Source organism: Spirosoma sp. KUDC1026 (assembly GCF_013375035.1).
Lineage (GTDB): Bacteria > Bacteroidota > Bacteroidia > Cytophagales > Spirosomataceae > Spirosoma.
Window position 1 is genome coordinate 4345011 of sequence record NZ_CP056032.1, and the last position, 20389, is coordinate 4365399.

Genomic DNA, 20389 nt, shown 5'->3' on the forward strand with positions numbered 1-20389 from the left:
TCGCTCTTTCGCTCTTTATGAAATCCCCCGCCCTTTCCGACTACCTGCACCTGCACTTTATCGTGCTGATCTGGGGCTTTACGGCCATTCTGGGTAAGTTTCTGGAGCCGCTTTCTTCTCCGGCTGTCGTGCTTTTTCGCACGGGTCTGGCAGCGGGTGGTCTGGCGCTGGTGCTGTATGTCAAGCAGAAACCCTTCGCCGTTTCGCCGGCCGACCGCTGGCGGTTGCTGGCCACAGGCAGTCTGATTGCCCTGCACTGGATCCTGTTTTTTGCCGCGGCCCGGCTGGCGAACGTATCCGTTTGTCTGGCGGGTATGGCTACCAGTTCGCTCTGGGCCAGCCTGCTGGAGCCACTGATTTTAAAACGGCGAGTTCAGGTGATCGACGTCTTGCTGGGCGCAGTTGTGATGGCCGGTTTGTATCTGATTTTCCGCTTCGAGTTTGATAAGATCGCCGGGCTGATTACGGCAATCCTGGCGGCCATGCTGGCGTCGCTGTTCACCATTATCAACAGTCGCTTCTCCCAACGACATGACGCGCTGGTAATTTCATTTTACGAAATGGCGGGTGCTTTTGTGGGCTGCATTGCCTTCGTCGGGCTCTATATTTCGACCAATCCAACGCTTGTTTCAACCGATCTGCTGCCGCAAACGGGTGTTCAGTGGCTATGTCTGGCGCTGCTCGCATTCGTCTGTACCGTTTATGCCCATACGGCTGCCGTTGGGCTGTTGCGTAAGTTTTCGCCTTACCTCGCCATATTAACTGTAAATTTGGAGCCGGTCTATGGGATTATCCTGGCGGTATTGATTTTTGGCAATGCCGAGCGCATGACAGCAGGCTTCTATATCGGCACACTGGTAATCCTGGCGGCCGTTATCAGTTACCCATTCCTGAGTCGGCAACGACCCACAACAACAACACCCACCGGGGGAGATCTGGAGATCGACCTACCTAAATAATCCATCCACCCCCGCCTGGCGAGGGTGTCCTGGCATGAGACATTCATTGACTGACCGGTTGGCTCCCGTAACCGCCCTTATTTTGTTCCTGCTGGCGTACGTACCGCTTCTGGTTCTTTCCTCCCACAATCACCCCTCGGCCGCCGATGACTACTGCTTTGCCGATACGGCAACCCGGTACGGTTTCTGGCAGGCCCAGATTTATTACTACAACGGCTGGACCGGGCGCTACTTTTCCAACATGCTCGTGCACGGTAATCCGCTGGTCTGGGGCTGGTACGATGGTTTCCGATTAATTCCGGCGCTGGCCGTGACGGGGCTGCTGGTCTCGCTCTATTCGCTGGTGAGCGAAATTCTGCGCGAGCAGGCCCTTCGCATCCGGCTGATCAGCACAGGATTACTATTTTACGCCATCATCCTGGGGATGCACAGCACGGTAGAAGGCTTTTTCTGGACAGCAGCCGTGGCTTCTTACACCGTGCCCACAATCCTGACGCTCTATTTATTGGCGGTGCTGCTACGCTGGTACCGCTTGCCACCCGGTACGTTGAAAAATCTGACGACCGTCTGGGCGGCTGTTCTCATTTTTGCCATTGTGGGTTCCGGCGAAACCAACCTGATTCTGCTGCTGCTCGTCCTTTTGGCCGCGGGTGCCTACCGCCTGTTCTTCCTGCGCACGTTCGACTGGTTTCTGGCCGGCATGGTGGTCGTTACGTTGGCGTCGGCCTGGCTAGTATTCAGCGCACCGGGGAACGGCATCCGGCTGGGCTCCAACGAGCAGGCCGGCAATATTCCCAAAGCGCTGGTCGATACGGCTCATTGGTTAGGTGTTGTCCTGCTGACAAGCCTGTTTAAAACGTCCCTCCTGCCGTTGTCACTCTTCTGGATACCGATTGCCGTTCGGCTGAACCGCCCCGGTAGTACCGTCGCTCCTTTGTTCAGGGTGCCGCTTTTGCTGCTGAAACTGGTCATTCTGGGGTTGTTGATTGTCCTGATATTTCCATCGACTTATGGACTGGGCGTTGCCCCTGGTCGCGTACTGAATGTTGCCGAACTGACGCTTGCGCTTGGCTGGTTATATGCGCTGACGGTCTGGGTGCGTTGGCTGATGAAGCGGGATAACGCACTGGCCCACTGGCTCAATCAGGGAACACCGCTCCCCACCTGGGCTACCAGTCTGGCCGGTCTGTGGGTGATCGGGTGCCTGGCCCTGAGCCCGACCATGCAGCAGTTTTATGCCGACATCAGCACCGGTGCAGCCGCTACTTACGACCGGGAGATGACGGCCCGCCATCAGCAATTAACGGCTCCTTCTGACACGCTCCATCTGACGCCTATCAGTGTACATCCGGCCAGTTTGTTTGTTGATGACATTCACACGAACAGCGACCACTGGTGGAACCGCTGCCAGGCTCAGTACTACCAGCACAAGGTGGTCATTCTGGATGAATCCTCAACCACCACCCGTTAATGGCCGCCCGTTCTATGTCGTCTGTCTGTATTATTATTCCATGCTATAACGAAGCGAACCGACTGCCGGTCGATACGTTTCTGGACTACGCCCGCCAGCACCCAACGGTACACTTCTGCCTGGTTGACGATGGCAGCAGCGATGCCACCCGGACTATTCTCGAACGGATGCAGACGACGCTGCCCACTCAGATCGTCGCCTTAATTCTGGGTCAGAACCAGGGAAAAGCGGGGGCGGTTCGGGCGGGGATGCTGCACATGATCCGTCCCGAATTACAGCAGACGAACCAGCTACCCGATTACCTGGGCTTCTTCGATGCCGACCTGGCTACCCCGTTGGACGCCATCGGCGATCTCACTAACGTACTGGACACCCGTTCCGAGCTGGACATGGTCCTCGGCTCCCGGATCAAGCGCCTTGGCTCCGATATTCAACGGAAAATGTTTCGGCATTACTCCGGTCGGTTCATTGCCACCCTGATCAGCAACATTCTGGAGCTGCCCGTTTACGATAGCCAATGCGGAGCCAAGCTCTTCCGTCGCCCCGTCGTCAGTTACCTGTTCAGCCAGTCGTTCATCAGCCCATGGCTGTTCGACGTCGAACTGCTCGCCCGCCTGATTCAACGGTATGGTCACACAGACGTGCTGCACCACGTAGCGGAGTTCCCGCTGCGACAGTGGGTCGAGAAAAGTGACTCCCGCATCCAGCCATCGTATTATTTCAAACTCTGGTACGAACTATATCGCATTTATCGGCACTATCGCCATTTGTAAGCGAGCTGCCATTATCCTATGTCCGCGTTTTCTTTTTCCCGTCATACCACCCGACAAACTTCCGGCTTTGTAACCCTGCTGGCGGTGTTGCCTGTTGTCTGTTTTAGTCTGTTAATTCTGAACTACACAGTCAACATCCCCTGGATGGACGACATTGATGCTTTTCTTTCTTTTTTGCTGGGGTACACCGATGCCGGTTCCGTCGGAGAAAAGATTGACTGGCTACTCCGGCCCAATAATGAACACCGTATCCTGACGGCGAAACTCATTACGCTGTCCATCTACGCAATAACCGGCACGATTAACTTCAAGGCACTTATTATCAGTGCGTTCCTTTTCCTGCTTGGGCTACTGTTTCTGTTCTACCGGCTCTTTCGTGCTATTAATTTACCCCTGCTGGCGTTTGTACCGGTTCCGTTCCTACTGCTGCAACCCCAGCATTACCTGGTCAGTATGTGGGCTATTACAGGCTTGCAGCACGAGGTCGTTCTCTTTCTGGCATTTACGTCACTGTACCTCTTGGCCACCGGGCAAAGAAAGGCGTTTTCGGGTGCGCTGGCGATTCAACTGCTGGCGTCGCTGTCGATGAGTAATGGTCTCTTTTGCTGGGTAGCCGGCGCGGTTGTACTAGCCGTTCAGCGCAACTGGACCCGGCTGGCTCTCTGGCTCGCGCTGGGCGCGGCAGCCATCATTTTTTACTTTCATGATTTTCAGAGCCCACAGGGTAACGAAAGCAGCTTTTCATTTTTCCAGAAGTACCCGTATATTGTTCTGGCTGGCTTCTTTACGTTTACGGGTGCGCTGTTCGATTTCTTCCCGGACGCGCCTATTTTCCAACGTAGTATTCTGCCGACCATCTGGGGACTGGTGCTTGTGCCAACCATGCTTTTATTGCTGTGGCAGATGAATGCCCCACTGTTCCTCCGCTCCTTTGCCCAAAAGCCAAACCGGTCAGTAACCCCTCTACAGCAACGGCGCTACTTCTTCACAGGTGCTTATGCCTTTCTGATGGTCAATGCACTGGTCGTTGCTTTTCTGCGTCCCCGCTTTGGGTATGAGGTTATGCTGGTCAGTAATTACATGCTGTATCCGGCAATTTTGACCATTCTCATTTACCTGAATCTGCTCAGCGAATACAGTACGTCTCCGTCCGTACAGCGATGGGTAACCCTTGGACTTGTCCTGAGCCTGTCGGTCTGGGGCGTCTGGTACGTCCTGCGCTTTCCCAAAGTAGCCCACCGCGAACAGATGCTGCTGACGCAGTCGTTCAATCAGCAACGTAACGGAGTGGGACTTGGCGCCAGCTGGGGTTCTCCCTTCGCGACACTGGCAGCCAACGCGCTCAATGAAACCGTCAGACGCGGTATGTATCAGTATCCGGCCAGCCATAATCTGCCCTATGACCAACTAAGCTCGGCGGGCACCACCGATTCGGTGCTGGGGTTACAGATTCAAGAGGGCGATTACAGCACGGTTGTCCATACCACCAGCCCACTGCCCGCCTTCCGCAATCCATCGGCTGTGGTAGTTCAGTCTGCCACCCACTCGTATCTGTTCGTTTCGGAGGCACCATATGCGCTGCGTACGTTCTGGCTACGTCGTCCCGTAGCCAGCGTACAGGGCGAAATTCTGAATGGTATGCTGGCCCCCGGCACGTACCGGACCGGTATTCTTTTGCCGGAAACGATCAGCCCAGCCCTCCGATTTAGCGCCCGGCAGGTAACGATTCCCTAAGAAACCACCGGTCAATACCCCCGCTACAGCAAAAAGATTTACTTTTGCTGTGATAATTTCTGATTCATGACTACTCTGTCAGCCCCGCAGATTTCCATTATTGCTCCATTATACAACGAAACTGAGTCTTTTCCGCACCTAGTTACCCGACTCAGTGCCGTTATGGAAGCCTCCCCGCTGGCGATAGAGATAGTGCTGATTGATGACGGCAGCCGCGACAATACGGCTATGCTGATGCAGCAACTCGCTTTGATCGACGGCCGCTATCAGTGCGTCTTCCTGTCCCGTAATTATGGTCACCAGACGGCACTGACCGCGGGGATTGCCGTAGCGCGCGGCAGTGAGGCACTCTTTATCATCGACGGTGATTTGCAGGACCCTCCCGAACTCCTGGGCGAATTCTATGAAAAGATGCAGGAGGGCTACGACGTTGTGTATGCCGTTCGTAAAAAACGCAAGGAATCCTGGTTCAAACGCACCGCCTATTCGACTTTTTACCGACTCATCCGGTCTATTTCCTACGTGGATATGCCGCTGGACAGCGGTGATTTTTCGCTCATCAGTCGCCGGGTAGCCGACGTGCTCAACCAGATGCCGGAAGAAAGCCGGTTTATCCGGGGCATGCGCAGCTGGATCGGCTTCCGTCAGATCGGGGTCGAATATGAACGGGATGCCCGCGTTGCCGGTGAACCCAAGTATTCGTTTAAAATGCTGCGTAATCTGGCCTATAACGGCATTTTTAATTTCAGCGAGTACCCGGTCAAAGCCGTTACCCGGCTGGGCATGATTACGCTCGGTATTGCCTTTATTTACCTGATTCAGACGCTGGTTAAAAAATTCTTTTTCGGAGACGTACCGCAGGGATTCACGGCAACGCTATTCATTATTGTGATTTTTAACGGGGTCCAGTTGATTGCCCTGGGCATGATTGGCGAGTATGTACTGCGAATATTTTTTCAGACGAAAGGACGTCCTTTGTACGTCGTTCGGGAAGTAATTCGGGAGCAGCAGCGCCAGCCTATCCGGGGTGCATCCACCCTGGAACCGTCGCCAACCAACTCTCCTTCCTGATTCCTGCTAACCCCTATGTTCAATCAGCCGATCGATGTGTTTCTATAAGATAGCCTAGTCTTACCAGTTTGCCAGTAGCCGTCATCTGTCTGGTATTCGTTTATAAAACCTCAACTCTTGAATTTACCGCTTAATTCTCTTCCAGAACGCATTAACGTTGTCATTCCCCTGTTTAATGACTGGCAGGCTGTTGGGTTGTTGCTGGAGCGTATCCAATCGGTGGTTAGTGACCAGCTCCGGAATCGGCTGGCTTTCCTGATCGTCGATGACTGTTCGTCAACGAATTACGAAGCACTGCCGACCAATATTGGTCAGTCACTCTCAATCCTGCGGCTTTATCGAAACGTTGGCCATCAGAAAGCCATTGCCCTTGGGCTTTCCTGGCTGGCCAGTCAGGAGGAACAGTACCCGACCATTGTGATGGACTCGGATGGCGAAGATCGGCCCGAAGACATTGTTCACCTGGTGCAGCGCAGCAGCGAAAAACCAAACCAAATTGTATTTGCCCATCGGTCAAAACGGCACGAAAGCCTGAGTTTTCGGGTATTTTACGAGATCTACAAGCGGGCGTTTCAACTGCTGACGGGCAAAGTTATTACGTTCGGCAACTTTAGTCTGGTTCCCGCCAGCCTGCTCCGCAAACTGGCCCACGTATCGGAAATCTGGAACAACTACCCCGGCGGAGTGATCCGGTCACGGCTTCCTTATACGGCCATCCCGCTCGAGCGGGGGTACCGACTGGCTGGGCGCTCCAAAATGAACTTTGTGTCTTTGGTGCTGCACGGACTGAGTGCCGTATCGGTCCTGATCGATACAACGGCCGTACGGCTGACGATCTTCTGTATCCTGATGATGGCGTTTTCGCTGTTTGGTATTGGCACTGTTTTTTACATGCGTTTTTTCACGAGTCTAATCATACCGGGCTGGGCTACGTATCTGGTTATTTCGCTGCTGATTGTCATCTTGCAGGCGTTTCTGATCTCGTTGCTGCTGGTTTTCACCGTTCTTTCGTACCGCACCCAGATTCAGTTTATCCCAGCCCGCCAGTTTGGTGATTTCGTCGAACGGCTGGAACGCTTATATTAAAACAGGCACTGTACGCACCAAATACGTGCATTGGGCGGAAAGCCTTATTTTTACACCCGACAAACAGATAGACTGAAAGCATGTCGTTTGTTGAGCAGCCATCGGGCGATCAACGACAATATTGTTACGTTCCTGTCGTCAACCAGTAAATACCAGATTACAAACAGCGTTGTTGTGCTCTGCGGGGCCGGTGCGCTGACGAATTTCTATGCTTGTTTTATACGTTAAATTAGCGGCTACGGTCGTATTGAGTCTAGTATCTCTCGGCCTGCTTTGGCAACGGAACCGGGTTACGGAAACACTGCAGCAAACAGGTGTCTGGACGCTGGATCTGAGCTGGGGTATTTTCCGGCTGGTTCCTTTCCTGATTACCTACATCATAATGGGCTATATGCCCCAGTCGGACGTAGCCGAGTTTTACTACCCAATTGGCCTGTCGGCGCTGGACGGCGGTGTTCCCGCCCGCGACGTATATACCTGTTATTCACCCCTATTTGGCTACTGGATCGCGCCCTTTCTGGCCATCTGGCGTGACTCCCGCATGGTTGTCCTGGCCATGCTGCTGGTCGAATGGCTTTCCGTCCGTCTGACGTATTATTACTACCAGCGGCAGGAAGCCACGGGCGAGCGGCTCTTTCGGGGCGTATTTTATTACGTCCTGCCCATGCCGTTTATCATGAGTGTATTTAGTGGACAGGAGGACGTACTGCTCTGGCTGTTCATGCTGCTGGCTATCCCCTTTATGCCGAAACGGCCTTTTTTGGCTGGGCTTGTACTGGGTTTCGGTATGCTGGCGACCAAGGCGGTATTTATTCTGATGCTGATCGCCGTGGGTCTCGTCATGCTGCGCAACCTGCGCCAGGCCATCTGGTTTGTGGCTGGACTCGCTACCATTGGTCTGCCCGTGGCCGGTTTCATGTTCTGGAAAACCGGTACGCTCTTTCTGGAACAGCAATCGCTGGAGGGCGACTGGCTGAAAGCACCCAATCTACGCTCACTGCTTAATCCGTTCTTTGCCGCCGGACTGGAAAGTGCCGGTAAGCTCTGGAAGTGGGGCGGCCTGCTGATCACGATTGCGGTGGCCGTACGTAGCGTCTGGTTGATCCGCACCAAAACGGTAGCCTGGACCTACCGTGACTATATTCCGTTTGTGTACACTGCGGTGTACAGTGCCATGACTGTCGTGCAGCAGAACGCAATCAGTAACTACGCGTACCTGTTTATGCTGCCGCTGGTGTTTACGTTGCTCAACTTTAAGCGGACGGGCTGGTGTCTGGCCCTGATCGGCTTCAACGCCCTGGCGGCCGTTCACCCGTCGTTGTGGTGGCGCATCGGTCAGCCGTACTACAATCAGGTAAGCGAGCTGCTTCAGCCCATAGCCTCGCTCGAATACAGCATCGAAATTCTATTGACAATCGGTTTCGTTTACTACGCCGTACAGGCGCTGCGGGTCCTGCGCCGACCATCCCCGCCTACCGACGCTCATGCTCTTTAATTCACTTCAGTTTTTACTGTTTTTCATTGTCGTTACGCTCAGCTATTTCAGTCTGAAATGGCAGGGACGGTGGATCCTGTTGCTGGTGGCCAGTTGCTACTTCTACATGGTCTTCAAACCCGCCTATATTGTCATTCTGGCGCTGACCATTGTTATCGACTACATAGCGGGGATCTGGATTGAAAAGAGTAGCGGTAGGACTCGGCGCTGGCTGCTCATCGTGTCACTGATTACCAACCTCGGTATTCTGGCTTTCTTTAAGTACCTGGGTTTCTTTGTCGAGAATCTGGCCATGCTTTTCGACACGGCTCACTTTCCTGGCCTGGCCGACCAGACACTATCGGCGGGGAATCGACTGTTCAGCAAAGTGCTGCACCTCTTTGGCGAGAGTGGTATTACGTCGTTCAAGGGGAACATGGAGATTCTGCCGGTGGGGCTGTCGTTCCATACGTTCCAGGCCATGAGCTATACCATCGAGGTGTATCGGGGTAATCACAAAGCCGAGCGCCATTTTGGTATTTATGCCCTCTACGTCATGTTCTATCCGCAGTTGGTGGCCGGCCCCATTGAGCGGCCTCAGAACGTATTGTGGCAGTTCCATTCGTATTTCAAGTATGACCGCGAGAACGTAAAGTCGGGTCTGATGCAGATGGCTTTTGGTCTGTTCAAAAAAGTGGTGGTGGCCGATCGGCTTGCGCTCCTGGTTACCTACGCTTACGACGACCCCAGCCAGTATAATGGCCTGACATTGCTGGCGGCTACCTTCTTTTTTACCTTCCAGATTTACTGCGATTTTTCAGGTTATTCCGACATTGCCATCGGGGCGGCCCGGGTTATGGGCTTTGATTTGATGGAGAACTTCCGGACGCCCTACATCGCACAGTCGGTGTCGGAGTTCTGGCGTCGGTGGCACATTTCGCTCTCGACCTGGTTCCGGGACTATCTCTACATTCCGCTGGGCGGTAACCGCAAAGGCGAGGTGCGCCAGTATCTGAATATGCTGATCGTTTTTCTGGCCAGCGGTCTCTGGCACGGCCCCAACTGGACCTACGTCATCTGGGGTGGCCTGAACGGTTTGTACCAGGTGTTGGCCGTGTTGCGTGACAAGCTGCTGGCCCGCCTGGGGTTCCGTTCCATTCCCCCCCGCATGGTAACGTCGCCGGTGCACGACATCGAAAGTCGTAAATCACCGGTTCGGGTTGTGGTCAACGTACTCATTACGTTTGTGCTGATTATGCTGACCTGGGTCTTCTTCCGGGCGCATACCCTCGGCGATGCCTTCCTGATTCTGCAACGTATTGGTACGCTCTCATTCAATGATACCATCACGGGGCCACTGAACAAGAACGAACTCTGGTTCAGCGTTTTCCTGATCGCGTTTTTGCTGGTTAAAGAGTATTTTTATCTGACCATTCCTACGCGCAGCACGGTTCAGTTCGTGGTCTTGTTTGCCCTGATCACGTTTGCTACGTATCTCTTCGGCGTCTTTACGTCCAGCCAGTTTATTTACTTCCAGTTCTAGACGGGTCAACCCTTACATGCCCTAAGGGGTTGTTTGAGGAAGCGTTTTTGTCATTCCGACGCAGGAGGAATCCTCGTTAAAATCAAACAAAACCGCCTGTCAACGAAGATTCCTCCTGCCGCACCGGCCTTTAGGTTTGAGGGCCGGTAAGATTCTAAGATTTGGATAGCTTGCCGATGAAAGAAAAACAGAGCGGGCTACCCTATCGCTCGGCAAGGTTAGCGCCCTATGGTCCGATTTAGGACCCGCTCTGTCTCTACTTGAATGGCTCGTATAGAAATGTGGGACACAAGGCCCGTTAGCAAGGTATTGAGCATAAAACAAGTAGACCTTCGGCAACTCTAAATTACAAATCATCATGAACATTCACTATTTCATTGGTATTGACATTGCTAAAGCCACTCTGGACTGGGCCGTTTATGACGGCAAGAAAATGGTGCTACAAACCAGCACACCCAACACCATCGCGGGCATCAAGACCGCCCTGCGGCTCTTGAAAACCCTATCCGACTGGAAACCATTAGAAGCTATCTTTTGCATGGAGCATACAGGTATTTATAATGCCCACTTGCTTGACTTTCTCCACAAACTTCGTTTTCCCATTTGGCTAGAGTCTTCACTGCAAATCAAAAAAGCAGGTGGCCTGCAACGGGGTAAGACCGATTCAATTGATGCTCAGCGCATCGCAGAGTACGCCTTTCGCTTCCGTGATCAGTTCCGTCTGTGGGAACCGCCCCGTCAGGTGGTTCAAAAATTGGCTCTCTTAAGTGCGGCCCGTCAGCGGCTTATCCGTGTGTACAATCAGTTGGCCGGCCCGCTGGCTGAACAGCAAAGCTTTATTGACCCGACTTTGCAAAAGCAACTCAGCAAAAGCTGCCAAGCATCACTAACCGCTCTGGAGAAAGAGCGTAAGGCGGTTGAGAAAGCCATCGACGCACTCATCGAAGCCGATCCACGCCTGGGCCGACTCTTCGAGTTGGTGATGTCGGTTCCCGGCGTGGGCACGGCTACTACTACTGAGATTGTCATCGCTACCAATGAGATGAAAACCATCACTGATCCCAAGAAGATGGCTTGTCATGCCGGGGTTGCTCCTTTTAACTACCAGTCGGGTAGCAGTGTCCGTGGGCGACCAGGTGTAAGCCAACACGCCCGCAAGCGGTTGAAGTCATTATTCCATCTGGGTGCGATGGCAGCCATCCGAGCGAAGGGTGAATTGCAGGACTACTACCAACGCAAAGTCAAAGAAGGCAAGAATAAAATGCTGGTCTTGAACGCGGTTCGTAACAAACTCATCCATCGGGTGTACGCGGTGGTGGCACGGGGTGAAAAATATGACAAAAACTATCTGTCCTCATTTGCAAAACCATAGAAATCGGACCGGTCGGAATGACAAAAAAGGCGATTTTGTGACCCTAAAATTGCTTCCCAAACAACCTCTCAGGAGACAGGGGGTATAGTTACAAGAAGGAAATTTGGTTACTACCAGAGTCAATTTAAGAACTTAACAGCCCTGCCCTAAAGCGTATGTAGGAGTTAATTCAGCTCAACCGAAAGTAGGCTTATTCAAGCGCTTAGTCACAACGAATTCAGCATATTTCGATCTGATATTTTTACTATACTGATCAGGTAAAACAAAGCCAGAGCAGTCTTTTGAGACGGAAGCTGATTACTTAGATCAGCTCCCATTTTCACACTCTCCTTCTCGGCACACCAATGAACTGGTCAGCACGCTCGGGTTTCTTAAAAGTATCGTTTCTAGGTTGTATTTTCTTGTTGCTCTGGTCCTGCCAACAACAAGACCAGGTCATCATTTCCGGCGACCTGGGCGACGCGAACTCCTTTCTGGAAGGGAAATGGTTATATCTGGAAAATACAGAATCCAGAACCATCGAAGATTCCACGCTGGTTCAGCAAGGGAAATTTCAATTTATCAAGAAGACGACAAAGGACTTCGTTCCGTACAGGGTGAACTTTACGTATCGATCAGGAAAACCCACCTGGCCCTTCCTACTCCTGGGCATCAAGAATCCTTTTTTCAACAATAGTTATGAAACTTCTTTCTACCTGGAAAAGGGTACCGTTCGGTTGGAGAAAGATCGTTCCTCTAAACCTATTGGTATGGCGAATCTTGACTTGGTTTTCACCGATATAAGTCCTCAAACGGTCGCGGCTTACAAGCATCTATCTTTTCGTCTAACCCGAAACGCTTTAACTGAGATCAAGCCAATTAATCGGGAGTTAGTAAAAGAATACGACTACTCTATTGACTTACTTAGCAATTTGTACTGTCTTAGCCCCCTATTAGCTGGACAAATTTTCTGAAAAGGTTGTGTCGTAAATTACCTGTGCTTCCTCCCATTTCTGCTGAGGTGTTACAAAACCAATCGAACGATGAAGACGGTGATTGTTGTAATGGAAAAAATAACGCCCTAACATTTCTTTGGCCTCATAATAGCTGTCAAATACATTGCGCTCGATCACATCATGTTCTAGAATGCTGTGAAAAGCTTCAATGTACGAGTTCTCTTCAGGGGTGGCCACATGAGTGAATTCCTGCTTGATTTCGGAGCTTTTCAAAAAGTTACGTACCGAGTGAGCAATGAATTGACTGCCATTATCATTGCGCAAAATGACGCCCTTCAGTTCATGATTCCGGTTGATTCGTCGAAAAAGATTGATTAAGTCGATTTGACGAATACTGCCTTGGAATAGCCAATCCAGAATTTTGCGGCTATACACATCAATGACGCTCAACAGATAGTAATTCCGCCGTTCCCCTTCTACCCAGACGTATTTGATATCCCAGCACAGGTATTCCAAGGGCTTGGTCGCTTCGATTCGTCTGAATTTAACAAATTCCCGCTTGCCCATCGGTCGGATCACTTTGCCCAGAAGTAAATTATGCTCTTGCATGAGTCGATACACCTTTTTCTTATTGATTAAGTATTCTTTTTTCAACTCGTGGGTGATGTATTCGTAGCCAAGGGCATTGAACTCAACATCCAGCAGTTGCCGAATACTGACCACGACCAGTTGGTTGTCTACCCACGATCCATCCCGTTTCATGGTTACCTGGCTGGGGCGTGCTCCAGGTCTACCTGATTGTGGTTGGTAGTAAAACACGCTCCGAGGTACACTAAGCCACTGGCATAACAGGGTACGACTTACTTGATTTTCAAACTGTTTCATGAGTGCTAGCTTCTCCTGGAGTGAATAGGAGTTTTTTTTAGTAGCTCACTTTTGATCTCCAGTTCCAAAGCTTGTTTTGCTACAATCCGCTTCAGGCGTTCATTTTCTTCTTCGAGCACTCGAAGCTGGGGATCGACGCGTGCGTAAGAATCTTTGAGGCCTTCTTTGCCTTTACTCAAATACTTCAATTTCCACTTGCGCAGCAGCGAAGGAGATAGATTGTATTTTCGACAAGTCTCGGCATGGCCGTCACGAATGGCTTCCTGGACGATAGAATAGCGGTCATCGGGAGTAAAACTCCGCCTTAATTTGCTCATGGTATCTGAATGTAAAAGGACTAAACTGTTTTTACAATTTTGTCCAGTCATTCAGGGGGTTAAGACAAGAGATTCCGCAAATAAAAGCGCTGTACGCAGCGCACAAAGACCGGCTTACTATAAGTAGTATTTCTATCGACCAGCGTGAAGACCAGTGGAAACGGGCAATGCAGAATGAACAGATGCCCTGGAAACAGTATTTAATCCCCCGCGATACGTCCTTCGCTATGCTGGAGAGACAATATAACCTGACCGCAGTCCCCCTCTGGCTGCTGTTCGACGCTCAGAACAGATTAATTGATCAGCATTTAGGAATGGAAATGGACGAGAACGCCATTGACAAACGGGTGGCGGCTTTAATCGAACGGTAGATGACAAACCTACTACCCGTTATCATGACGGCTGATTCGCTGGCTTTACTGACCTGATTTGTTTGGGAGACTCCCCTAACATTTTTGTCTATTCGTCCTCAGGCCTTCCCGCTAAAAAAGGGAAGGCCTTGACGTATTATCCCTTTTCACACTTGTAGGCAACCAACGCCAGGTTAGTACTTATTCAAGATTTTGCTGAACAGGTTAGGTTGTCTATGCACAGGCACTTTTAGCCGAAACCTTCTACCCTCTACATTGACTATCAGATTATTACTTCAAGAAAGCGCTCTATTTTTAGCCGTATTCTTCTGGTATTTTTGACTCACCTGATCAACATAATCTTGTAAAATTTTTTGTCCATAATTTGGAAGTAAACCGTTTCCGCCATTTCCTTTGCAAAAGACTACCAAATCAATAGATTATAAGTACTAATAGTCTATCTACAACCGGGATTAGTAGGATTTTAAATAAAGAGAGGTGCGAGTAGGCTACTCAAACCGATAAAACAACCTGTTATGAACCACTTTTTCACTACGGTCTTATTGATCGCGCTCTTATCACTGCCTGAATGGCTCCCAGCGCAAAATGCCCCTGTCATCAACGCTACCGTAACGGGCAAAGTACTTGATGCCCAGACGGGCAATCACCTGATTGGGGCAACCGTCACCATTAAGGGAACCACAAATGGTTCCACCACCAACCAGAATGGCCAATTCACACTAGTGACGGGTCAGAAACTGCCCTTTACGATCGTTGTTTCCTACATCGGCTACCAGACGCAGGAAACTATACTGAGCCAGGATGGGGCCGAAATCCGGCTGCAGGAAGGAGCCAGTCAGCTAGCCGACGTAACCATTACGTCCCGTCGTCGGCAGGAATCGGCGCAGAGCGTACCCATTCCGATCTCGGTACTACGCGGAGCCGTGGTTGAAGATGCGGGGGCATTTAATGTCAACCGAATTAAAGAACTTGTCCCATCGGTACAGCTTTATTCGTCGAACCCACGGAACACCACGCTCAATATCCGGGGCCTGGGATCGACTTTTGGGCTTACCAACGATGGTATCGATCCAGGGGTAGGTTTCTACGTGGATGGTGTTTACTACGCTCGTCCCGCGGTTACGGCACTCGACTTTGTAGATATTGACCAGATCGAAGTGTTACGCGGTCCTCAAGGGACGCTCTTCGGTAAAAATACGACAGCAGGTGCCTTTAACATCACCACGCGGGGAGCCAGTTTTACGCCGGGTGCCACCTTCGAGGTCAGCTACGGCAACTACAATTACATCCAGGCCAAAGCATCGCTGACCGGGCCAATCAGTAAGAAGTTAGCCGCCCGAGCCTCGTTTTCGGGTACGCAGCGGAATGGTACGGTGACGAATATCCGCACCAGCCAGTTAGTCAATTCGCTCAATAACCTCGGTTTCCGGGGGCAGTTGCTGTACACACCCTCCGACAACGTGCGCCTGACGCTGACCGGTGATTATACCGACCAGAAGCCGAACGGATATTCCGTTTTGTACGCCGGGGCTGTTCCGACAAAGCGTGCCGCTTACCGACAGTTTAATGCCATCATTGCTGATCTGGGGTATCAGGTCCCTTCGACGAATCCTTTCGCCCGGATCACTGACCAAGATACCCCATCAAAGGCTAACAACCAGCTAGGTGGGGCCTCGCTCAACGCCGACATCAAACTCGGGGCTGGCACGCTGACCAGCACGACGGCCTGGCGCTATTGGAAATGGGATCCCCTCAACGACCGCGATTACATTGGTCTGCCGGTCTTCACCATTTCGGCGGGCAACTCCCGGCATAACCAGTATTCACAGGAAGTCCGGTATGCGGGTACTATCTCGGAACGGGTAAGTGGCGTTGTGGGCCTGTACTATCTCTATCAGGATTTGAAATCTGATCCGGTTCAGACGGAAGAAGCCGGGTCCGCGCAGTGGCGCTTTGCCCAGAGCTCGACCAGTGCACTCTGGCGAACCCCCGGCCTGTTCGATGGCTTCGGTATCCGAACGACGAACCGACTCCGCAGCACGAGTGCGGCCGTATTTGGTCAGGTCGATTGGACAATCAGCGATAAGCTGCATGTACTACCGGGCCTGCGGTATAACTACGACAAGAAAATAGCCAATTATAACCGGCAGACCTATGGCGGTCTACAAACCACTGACCCAGCCCTGCTGGCTCTGAAAAATGCGGTGTACACCAATCAGGCCTTCGATACCGACGTAGACGAGACTAATTTCTCCGGCCAGTTGACGCTGCAATACAAAGCCAGCAACCGACTCAACGCCTTCGCTACGTACTCGATCAGCTACAAGCCGGTGGGTATCAACATTGGGGGGCTACCAACCGCCAATGGCCGGGTTCTGACTGAACTGGCGCGGGTGAAACCAGAAGCAGTACGGCACTATGAAATCGGTGTAAAAACCAAACCGACGCCCAACTCGACGCTGAATGTCGTCTTCCACAACAGTGATATCCGCGACTACCAGACCCAGGTACAAACGCCAGAACCGGGGGTAAACCGGGGGTATCTGGCTAACGCCGAGAAGGTGCGGGTGCGGGGCGTCGAGCTTGACGGGAACATCCGGTTCAGCAATGCGTTCTCGGTCTATGGCTCGTTTGCCTACACCGACGGCAAGTACATCTCGTTCACGAACGCGCCGGTCCCCTTGGAAGAAACGGGTGGTGAGCAGGCATTCAAGGATATTTCGGGCGGTGCGCTGCCAGGTATTTCTAAATGGTCCGGTTCGGTTGGTGGTGAAGTAAGTGGTGCTGGTAAGTTTCTGGCGCAGGACGGTCGGTTCTTCTTTGCCGCCGACGCCTACTACCGCTCGTCCTTCTCGTCCAGCCCCTCGCCCTCGCAATATCTGAACATCAGCGGGTATGCCTTGATCAACGCCCGGGTCGGTTTCCGGGCTTCGAACGGTACGTCGATCTTCATCTGGAGCCGTAACCTAGCCAACCAGAATTACTTCGAGCAACTCCTACCCGCCCCCGGCAACGCTGGTCAATATGGAGGTGTGTTGGGTGACCCACGTACGTATGGCGTGACGTTACGCTACGCGTTTTAAAGAGTGAAAGATAGAAAGCGCGAAAGAGCGAGCCTGCCGGAGGTATCGCTCTTTCACTCTTTCTATCTTTCGCTCTTTCTATCTTTCACTCTTTAAACCAAACCCTGCATTCTCCCTCCTCGAATACAACTTTGCCCAGCGTCAGATCATCAGGCAAATGGCCGGTCATGCTGGCAGCAAAGGTATAGCCGGTCTCTTCGACATGCGTCCAGGCCAGGTAGCTACCCGAGCCGGGGGGGGCCAGCCAACGAGTTTCTTTACCTGCGATGTCCGGCCAGATGCGTTCGGCAAAGGCCCGTATCCGGCCGATGGCTGCGAACTGCTCGGCGTTCTGCCCCCATTCGTAGGGGCCGTGCGTCACTTTATCCGTCTGCCGGTCGTCGCCAATCTGAAATACGTAAAGCTTCGTGTATTCTTCGTTGGCGCCCCGGGTTTCGTGCCGGTTTCGTACCTCAAAGCCCAAGCCCACGTAACTGGGCATATCAGTCAGGAACAGGGCCGTGAAATAACGAAACAGGTTGCCCGTCCGGTAAAACTCGTCGAAACGCGGATCATCCTTGTCAGCGGTCATTACGGTGAAGTTCGGCGCGAAGTGATGCGTATGTCGGAACGTATCGTATTGCTTAAACTGCTGGAGAAACTCCGTTGAGCCCACAACCAGAGACTGTAGATCGCCCAGCGTTGAATCGGCTTCGATCGCGTCCAGGTGATCGGCTTCGTTGCCGTACGCCATCGTATCGGGCGGGGCCAGGAACGTTTCGGCGAAGAAGCCGAAGTACGGAACGCCATTCGCCTGAATACGCTTCTTAACGGCCCGGAGCGGATCATAATATTCATCGGGCGCGGCCGGAACCCCACCGGGGCGCATCTGCACGTGGGCCATATCACCCCGCATAAAATCAAAGTTATACGCCCGCTGGCAGTCGCTGACTTTCTGGTTCAGGTACATCCAGGCCGCTTTGTTGGGCTGATCGAAATCCAATTCCCAGTTCTGGTTGTCGTCTTTCGATTCGTAGAACCGGTACCGGGCCAGGGGGCCAAATACCCGCGACATAGCTTCTGGTTTATCGAACGCGTACTGGTACCAGGTCTGTCCGTAATCGTCTACGGTGAAATCCTGCGGGTCGATGTGCAGCCCCCGGTACGGTGGGGCCATCGTCATAGGCAAAGTTTCGAATCCCTGCGCCACCAGGTGTCGGATAAGTGCGATCCGCCGAGCCAGCCGACCGCCATAATCAGCTACGCTCCCGAACAGCACCTGGGTACGTCGGTCGCTGGTCAACACAGGCGAATCGATAGTGAAAAACTCGTCTTTGGTGAAAGTTAATGGTGTACCATCGGCTGCCCCCTGCACTTTCAGCCACTGCCAGACCGAATCTTCAACGTAGCGATAAACGCAGCTTTTATGATCGATCAGTTTGGCAGGCTCGCCCGTTTGCTCCCCGCGTTGTACCCACTCGAACAGGGACGGACAGGTCAGCACCATTTCGGAGAAACGGTCGGTATGGGGAATGACGTCCATGCCCACGGTTCGACCCAGTGCGTGCAACAGATTCGTTACGGCTTTCAACTGTTTCTCGACCGTGTTGAGCGCCGGTACGTACTGCGCCAGTTCTACGTCGAAAAACTCGGGGTTTATTTCCCAGCTAACCATGCCGTACAGGCTACCAACTACGCCCGGCTCCCAGATGGGCAGCAGGTGAATACTATCGTGGCTGGCGGGCAGAGTCAGCACATAGTTGATCAGTTTCCAGAACGAGCCGATGGTCCGGATATTGACGCCAACCATGTTGCTTTTTTTCAGCCAGGAACCATCCGGATAGTGGCTTACCGGGCTGGCAATGGTCTGAGCGGGATCAAGCGCCCGGCGGAGCGTATCACTCCCCAGTCGCTTGAACAGAATATCAAGCGTTTGGTAAATCGAAAACCGTACTGCCTGTTCAGGAAGAAGCTGGGGAATAAACGAGGTTTGCCCAGCCTGATAACCATTGGTCAGGCCAGCGTGTTGTTGTTGCCAGATGGCTTTCAGATCGTTGAGAGAAATAGGCATGCGGTAAAGGTAAGCTAGTTTTCATAAAACAAATACAGACCGCTTTTGTCCTATTAAAAAGCCATAAATTCACATCTACGTCTTTTATCAGCTTGGCTGACAAACCCTCTGATTCAACCGAATGATTACCAGCACGGATATATTGATTATTGGCGGGGGCCTGGCGGGTCTGGTCAGTTCGCTGGAGTTGGCGAGGGCGGGCCATACGGTTACGCTTGTCGAGCGAAAAACGTACCCATTCCACAAAGTCTGCGGAGAATATATCTCCAATGAGGTCCGCCCGTATCTCGAAACGCTGGGACTTTCACTGAATGCATTGGGCGTGGCCTTGATCGATCAGTTCTGGCTGTCGGCGCCTTCGGGCCGATTACTGAAGAGTCCGCTGGATCTGGGTGGGTTTGGCGTTAGTCGCTATACGCTGGACCAGACGCTGTATGAACTGGCGCAGGCCGCCGGGGTCAATTTCTTGCTGGGCAGGCAGGTGGATAACGTTGCCTTCGACGGTCATCAATTTAGCGTGACCCTCAACGATGGACAGCAGTTAACGAGTCAGGTCGTGCTGGGGGCATATGGCAAACGAGCCCGGCTGGACAAAACACTGAGCCGGTCATTCATGGATAAGCCATCGCCCTACGTCGGCGTCAAGTACCACATCCGCCCTCAGTCGTCGGACTGGGATTTTCCGGATAATGTCATTGCCCTGCATAACTTTTCGGATGGTTACTGCGGCATGTCCGCCATTGAGGACGGAAAATACTGCCTGTGTTACCTGACCACGCGGGATAACCTGCGGCAACACGGCTCGATCCCGGCGATGGAGCAGGCAGTGCTCGGGCAAAACCCATATCTGAAAACCGTTTTCGAACGCGCCGATTTTCTCTACGACAAACCCGAAGTAATCAACGAGATTTCCTTCGCGCCCAAGCGGGCCGTTGAAAACCACATCCTCATGGCGGGAGACTCGGCGGGACTCATTACGCCCCTCTGCGGCAACGGCATGGCAATGGCCATTCACGGCGCCCGGCTGGTTAGTCAGGTCACAGACGCGTTTCTTCAAGGTAAGGTTTCGCGCCCGGAACTCGAGCAGCAGTACCAGCAGATGTGGTCCCGGCAGTTTGCCCGGCGGCTGTGGGTGGGCCGCACCGTACAGCGTCTGTTTGGTAGTCGATGGCTGACGGATCTGGTTGTTCAGACGCTGCAGCATGCCCAGCCCGCCGTGAAAACCATTATGAAACAAACCCATGGTCAGGTTATTCCCGTCTGAG

16 protein-coding genes are annotated in these 20389 nt (G+C 52.4%); 13 read left to right on the top strand and 3 right to left on the bottom strand.

Features of this window, described 5'->3' with window-relative positions:
* Positions 1–17 precede the first annotated feature (17 nt).
* From HU175_RS18170 to HU175_RS18215, 10 genes are all read left to right on the top strand, one after another.
* Positions 18–959, top strand: a complete 942-nt coding sequence (locus tag HU175_RS18170) for a DMT family transporter (RefSeq protein ID WP_176567936.1) — start codon at positions 18–20, stop codon at positions 957–959.
* 34 nt (positions 960–993) lie between these two features.
* Positions 994–2430, top strand: a complete 1437-nt coding sequence (locus HU175_RS18175) for a DUF6056 family protein (RefSeq protein WP_176567937.1) — start codon at positions 994–996, stop codon at positions 2428–2430.
* Complete coding sequence (locus HU175_RS18180) at positions 2430–3203, top strand: glycosyltransferase (protein WP_228724200.1); 774 nt, start codon at positions 2430–2432, stop codon at positions 3201–3203. The genes HU175_RS18175 and HU175_RS18180 overlap by 1 nt, the downstream gene beginning before the upstream one ends.
* Before the next feature lie 18 nt (positions 3204–3221).
* Positions 3222–4937, top strand: a complete 1716-nt coding sequence (locus tag HU175_RS18185; RefSeq protein ID WP_228724201.1) for a hypothetical protein — start codon at positions 3222–3224, stop codon at positions 4935–4937.
* A gap of 66 nt (positions 4938–5003) precedes the next feature.
* Positions 5004–6008: a glycosyltransferase family 2 protein gene (locus tag HU175_RS18190; RefSeq protein WP_176567938.1), complete on the top strand. Its 1005-nt coding sequence runs from the start codon at positions 5004–5006 to the stop codon at positions 6006–6008.
* A 117-nt stretch (positions 6009–6125) separates the two neighbouring features.
* Complete coding sequence (locus HU175_RS18195) at positions 6126–7094, top strand: glycosyltransferase (RefSeq protein ID WP_176567939.1); 969 nt, start codon at positions 6126–6128, stop codon at positions 7092–7094.
* 208 nt (positions 7095–7302) lie between these two features.
* Positions 7303–8589 (top strand): hypothetical protein, encoded by a 1287-nt coding sequence (locus HU175_RS18200; protein WP_176567940.1) that lies wholly within the window; start codon positions 7303–7305, stop codon positions 8587–8589.
* Positions 8579–10111, top strand: a complete 1533-nt coding sequence (locus HU175_RS18205) for an MBOAT family O-acyltransferase (protein WP_176567941.1) — start codon at positions 8579–8581, stop codon at positions 10109–10111. The genes HU175_RS18200 and HU175_RS18205 overlap by 11 nt, the downstream gene beginning before the upstream one ends.
* 358 nt (positions 10112–10469) lie before the next feature.
* On the top strand, positions 10470–11483 hold the full coding sequence (locus tag HU175_RS18210) for an IS110 family transposase (protein WP_176567942.1): 1014 nt from the start codon (positions 10470–10472) through the stop codon (positions 11481–11483).
* Positions 11484–11827: 344 nt separating this feature from the next.
* Positions 11828–12436: a DUF4369 domain-containing protein gene (locus HU175_RS18215; RefSeq protein ID WP_176567943.1), complete on the top strand. Its 609-nt coding sequence runs from the start codon at positions 11828–11830 to the stop codon at positions 12434–12436.
* Here the strand turns inward: HU175_RS18215 and HU175_RS18220 are convergent.
* Both HU175_RS18220 and HU175_RS18225 read right to left on the bottom strand, forming a co-directional pair.
* Complete coding sequence (locus HU175_RS18220) at positions 12416–13303, bottom strand: IS3 family transposase (RefSeq protein ID WP_176566243.1); 888 nt, start codon at positions 13301–13303, stop codon at positions 12416–12418. The two genes, HU175_RS18215 and HU175_RS18220, sit on opposite strands and share 21 nt — an antisense overlap.
* 5 nt (positions 13304–13308) lie before the next feature.
* A complete protein-coding gene (locus tag HU175_RS18225; protein WP_176566244.1) occupies positions 13309–13620 on the bottom strand; it encodes a transposase in 312 nt (103 codons plus the stop codon).
* 119 nt (positions 13621–13739) lie between these two features.
* Here HU175_RS18225 and HU175_RS18230 point away from each other — a divergent pair, with 119 nt between their 5' ends.
* Complete coding sequence (locus HU175_RS18230; RefSeq protein WP_255433135.1) at positions 13740–13991, top strand: TlpA family protein disulfide reductase; 252 nt, start codon at positions 13740–13742, stop codon at positions 13989–13991.
* 515 nt (positions 13992–14506) lie between these two features.
* Positions 14507–17074 (top strand): TonB-dependent receptor, encoded by a 2568-nt coding sequence (locus HU175_RS18235; protein ID WP_176567944.1) that lies wholly within the window; start codon positions 14507–14509, stop codon positions 17072–17074.
* A gap of 85 nt (positions 17075–17159) precedes the next feature.
* On the opposite strand, the gene HU175_RS18240 is transcribed toward HU175_RS18235, so the two are convergent.
* Positions 17160–19124: a hypothetical protein gene (locus tag HU175_RS18240; RefSeq protein ID WP_176567945.1), complete on the bottom strand. Its 1965-nt coding sequence runs from the start codon at positions 19122–19124 to the stop codon at positions 17160–17162.
* A 121-nt stretch (positions 19125–19245) separates the two neighbouring features.
* On the opposite strand from HU175_RS18240, the gene HU175_RS18245 reads away from it, so the two are divergent.
* Positions 19246–20388, top strand: coding sequence for an NAD(P)/FAD-dependent oxidoreductase (locus HU175_RS18245; RefSeq protein WP_176567946.1), 1143 nt, complete (start codon positions 19246–19248; stop codon positions 20386–20388).
* Position 20389 lies beyond the last annotated feature (1 nt).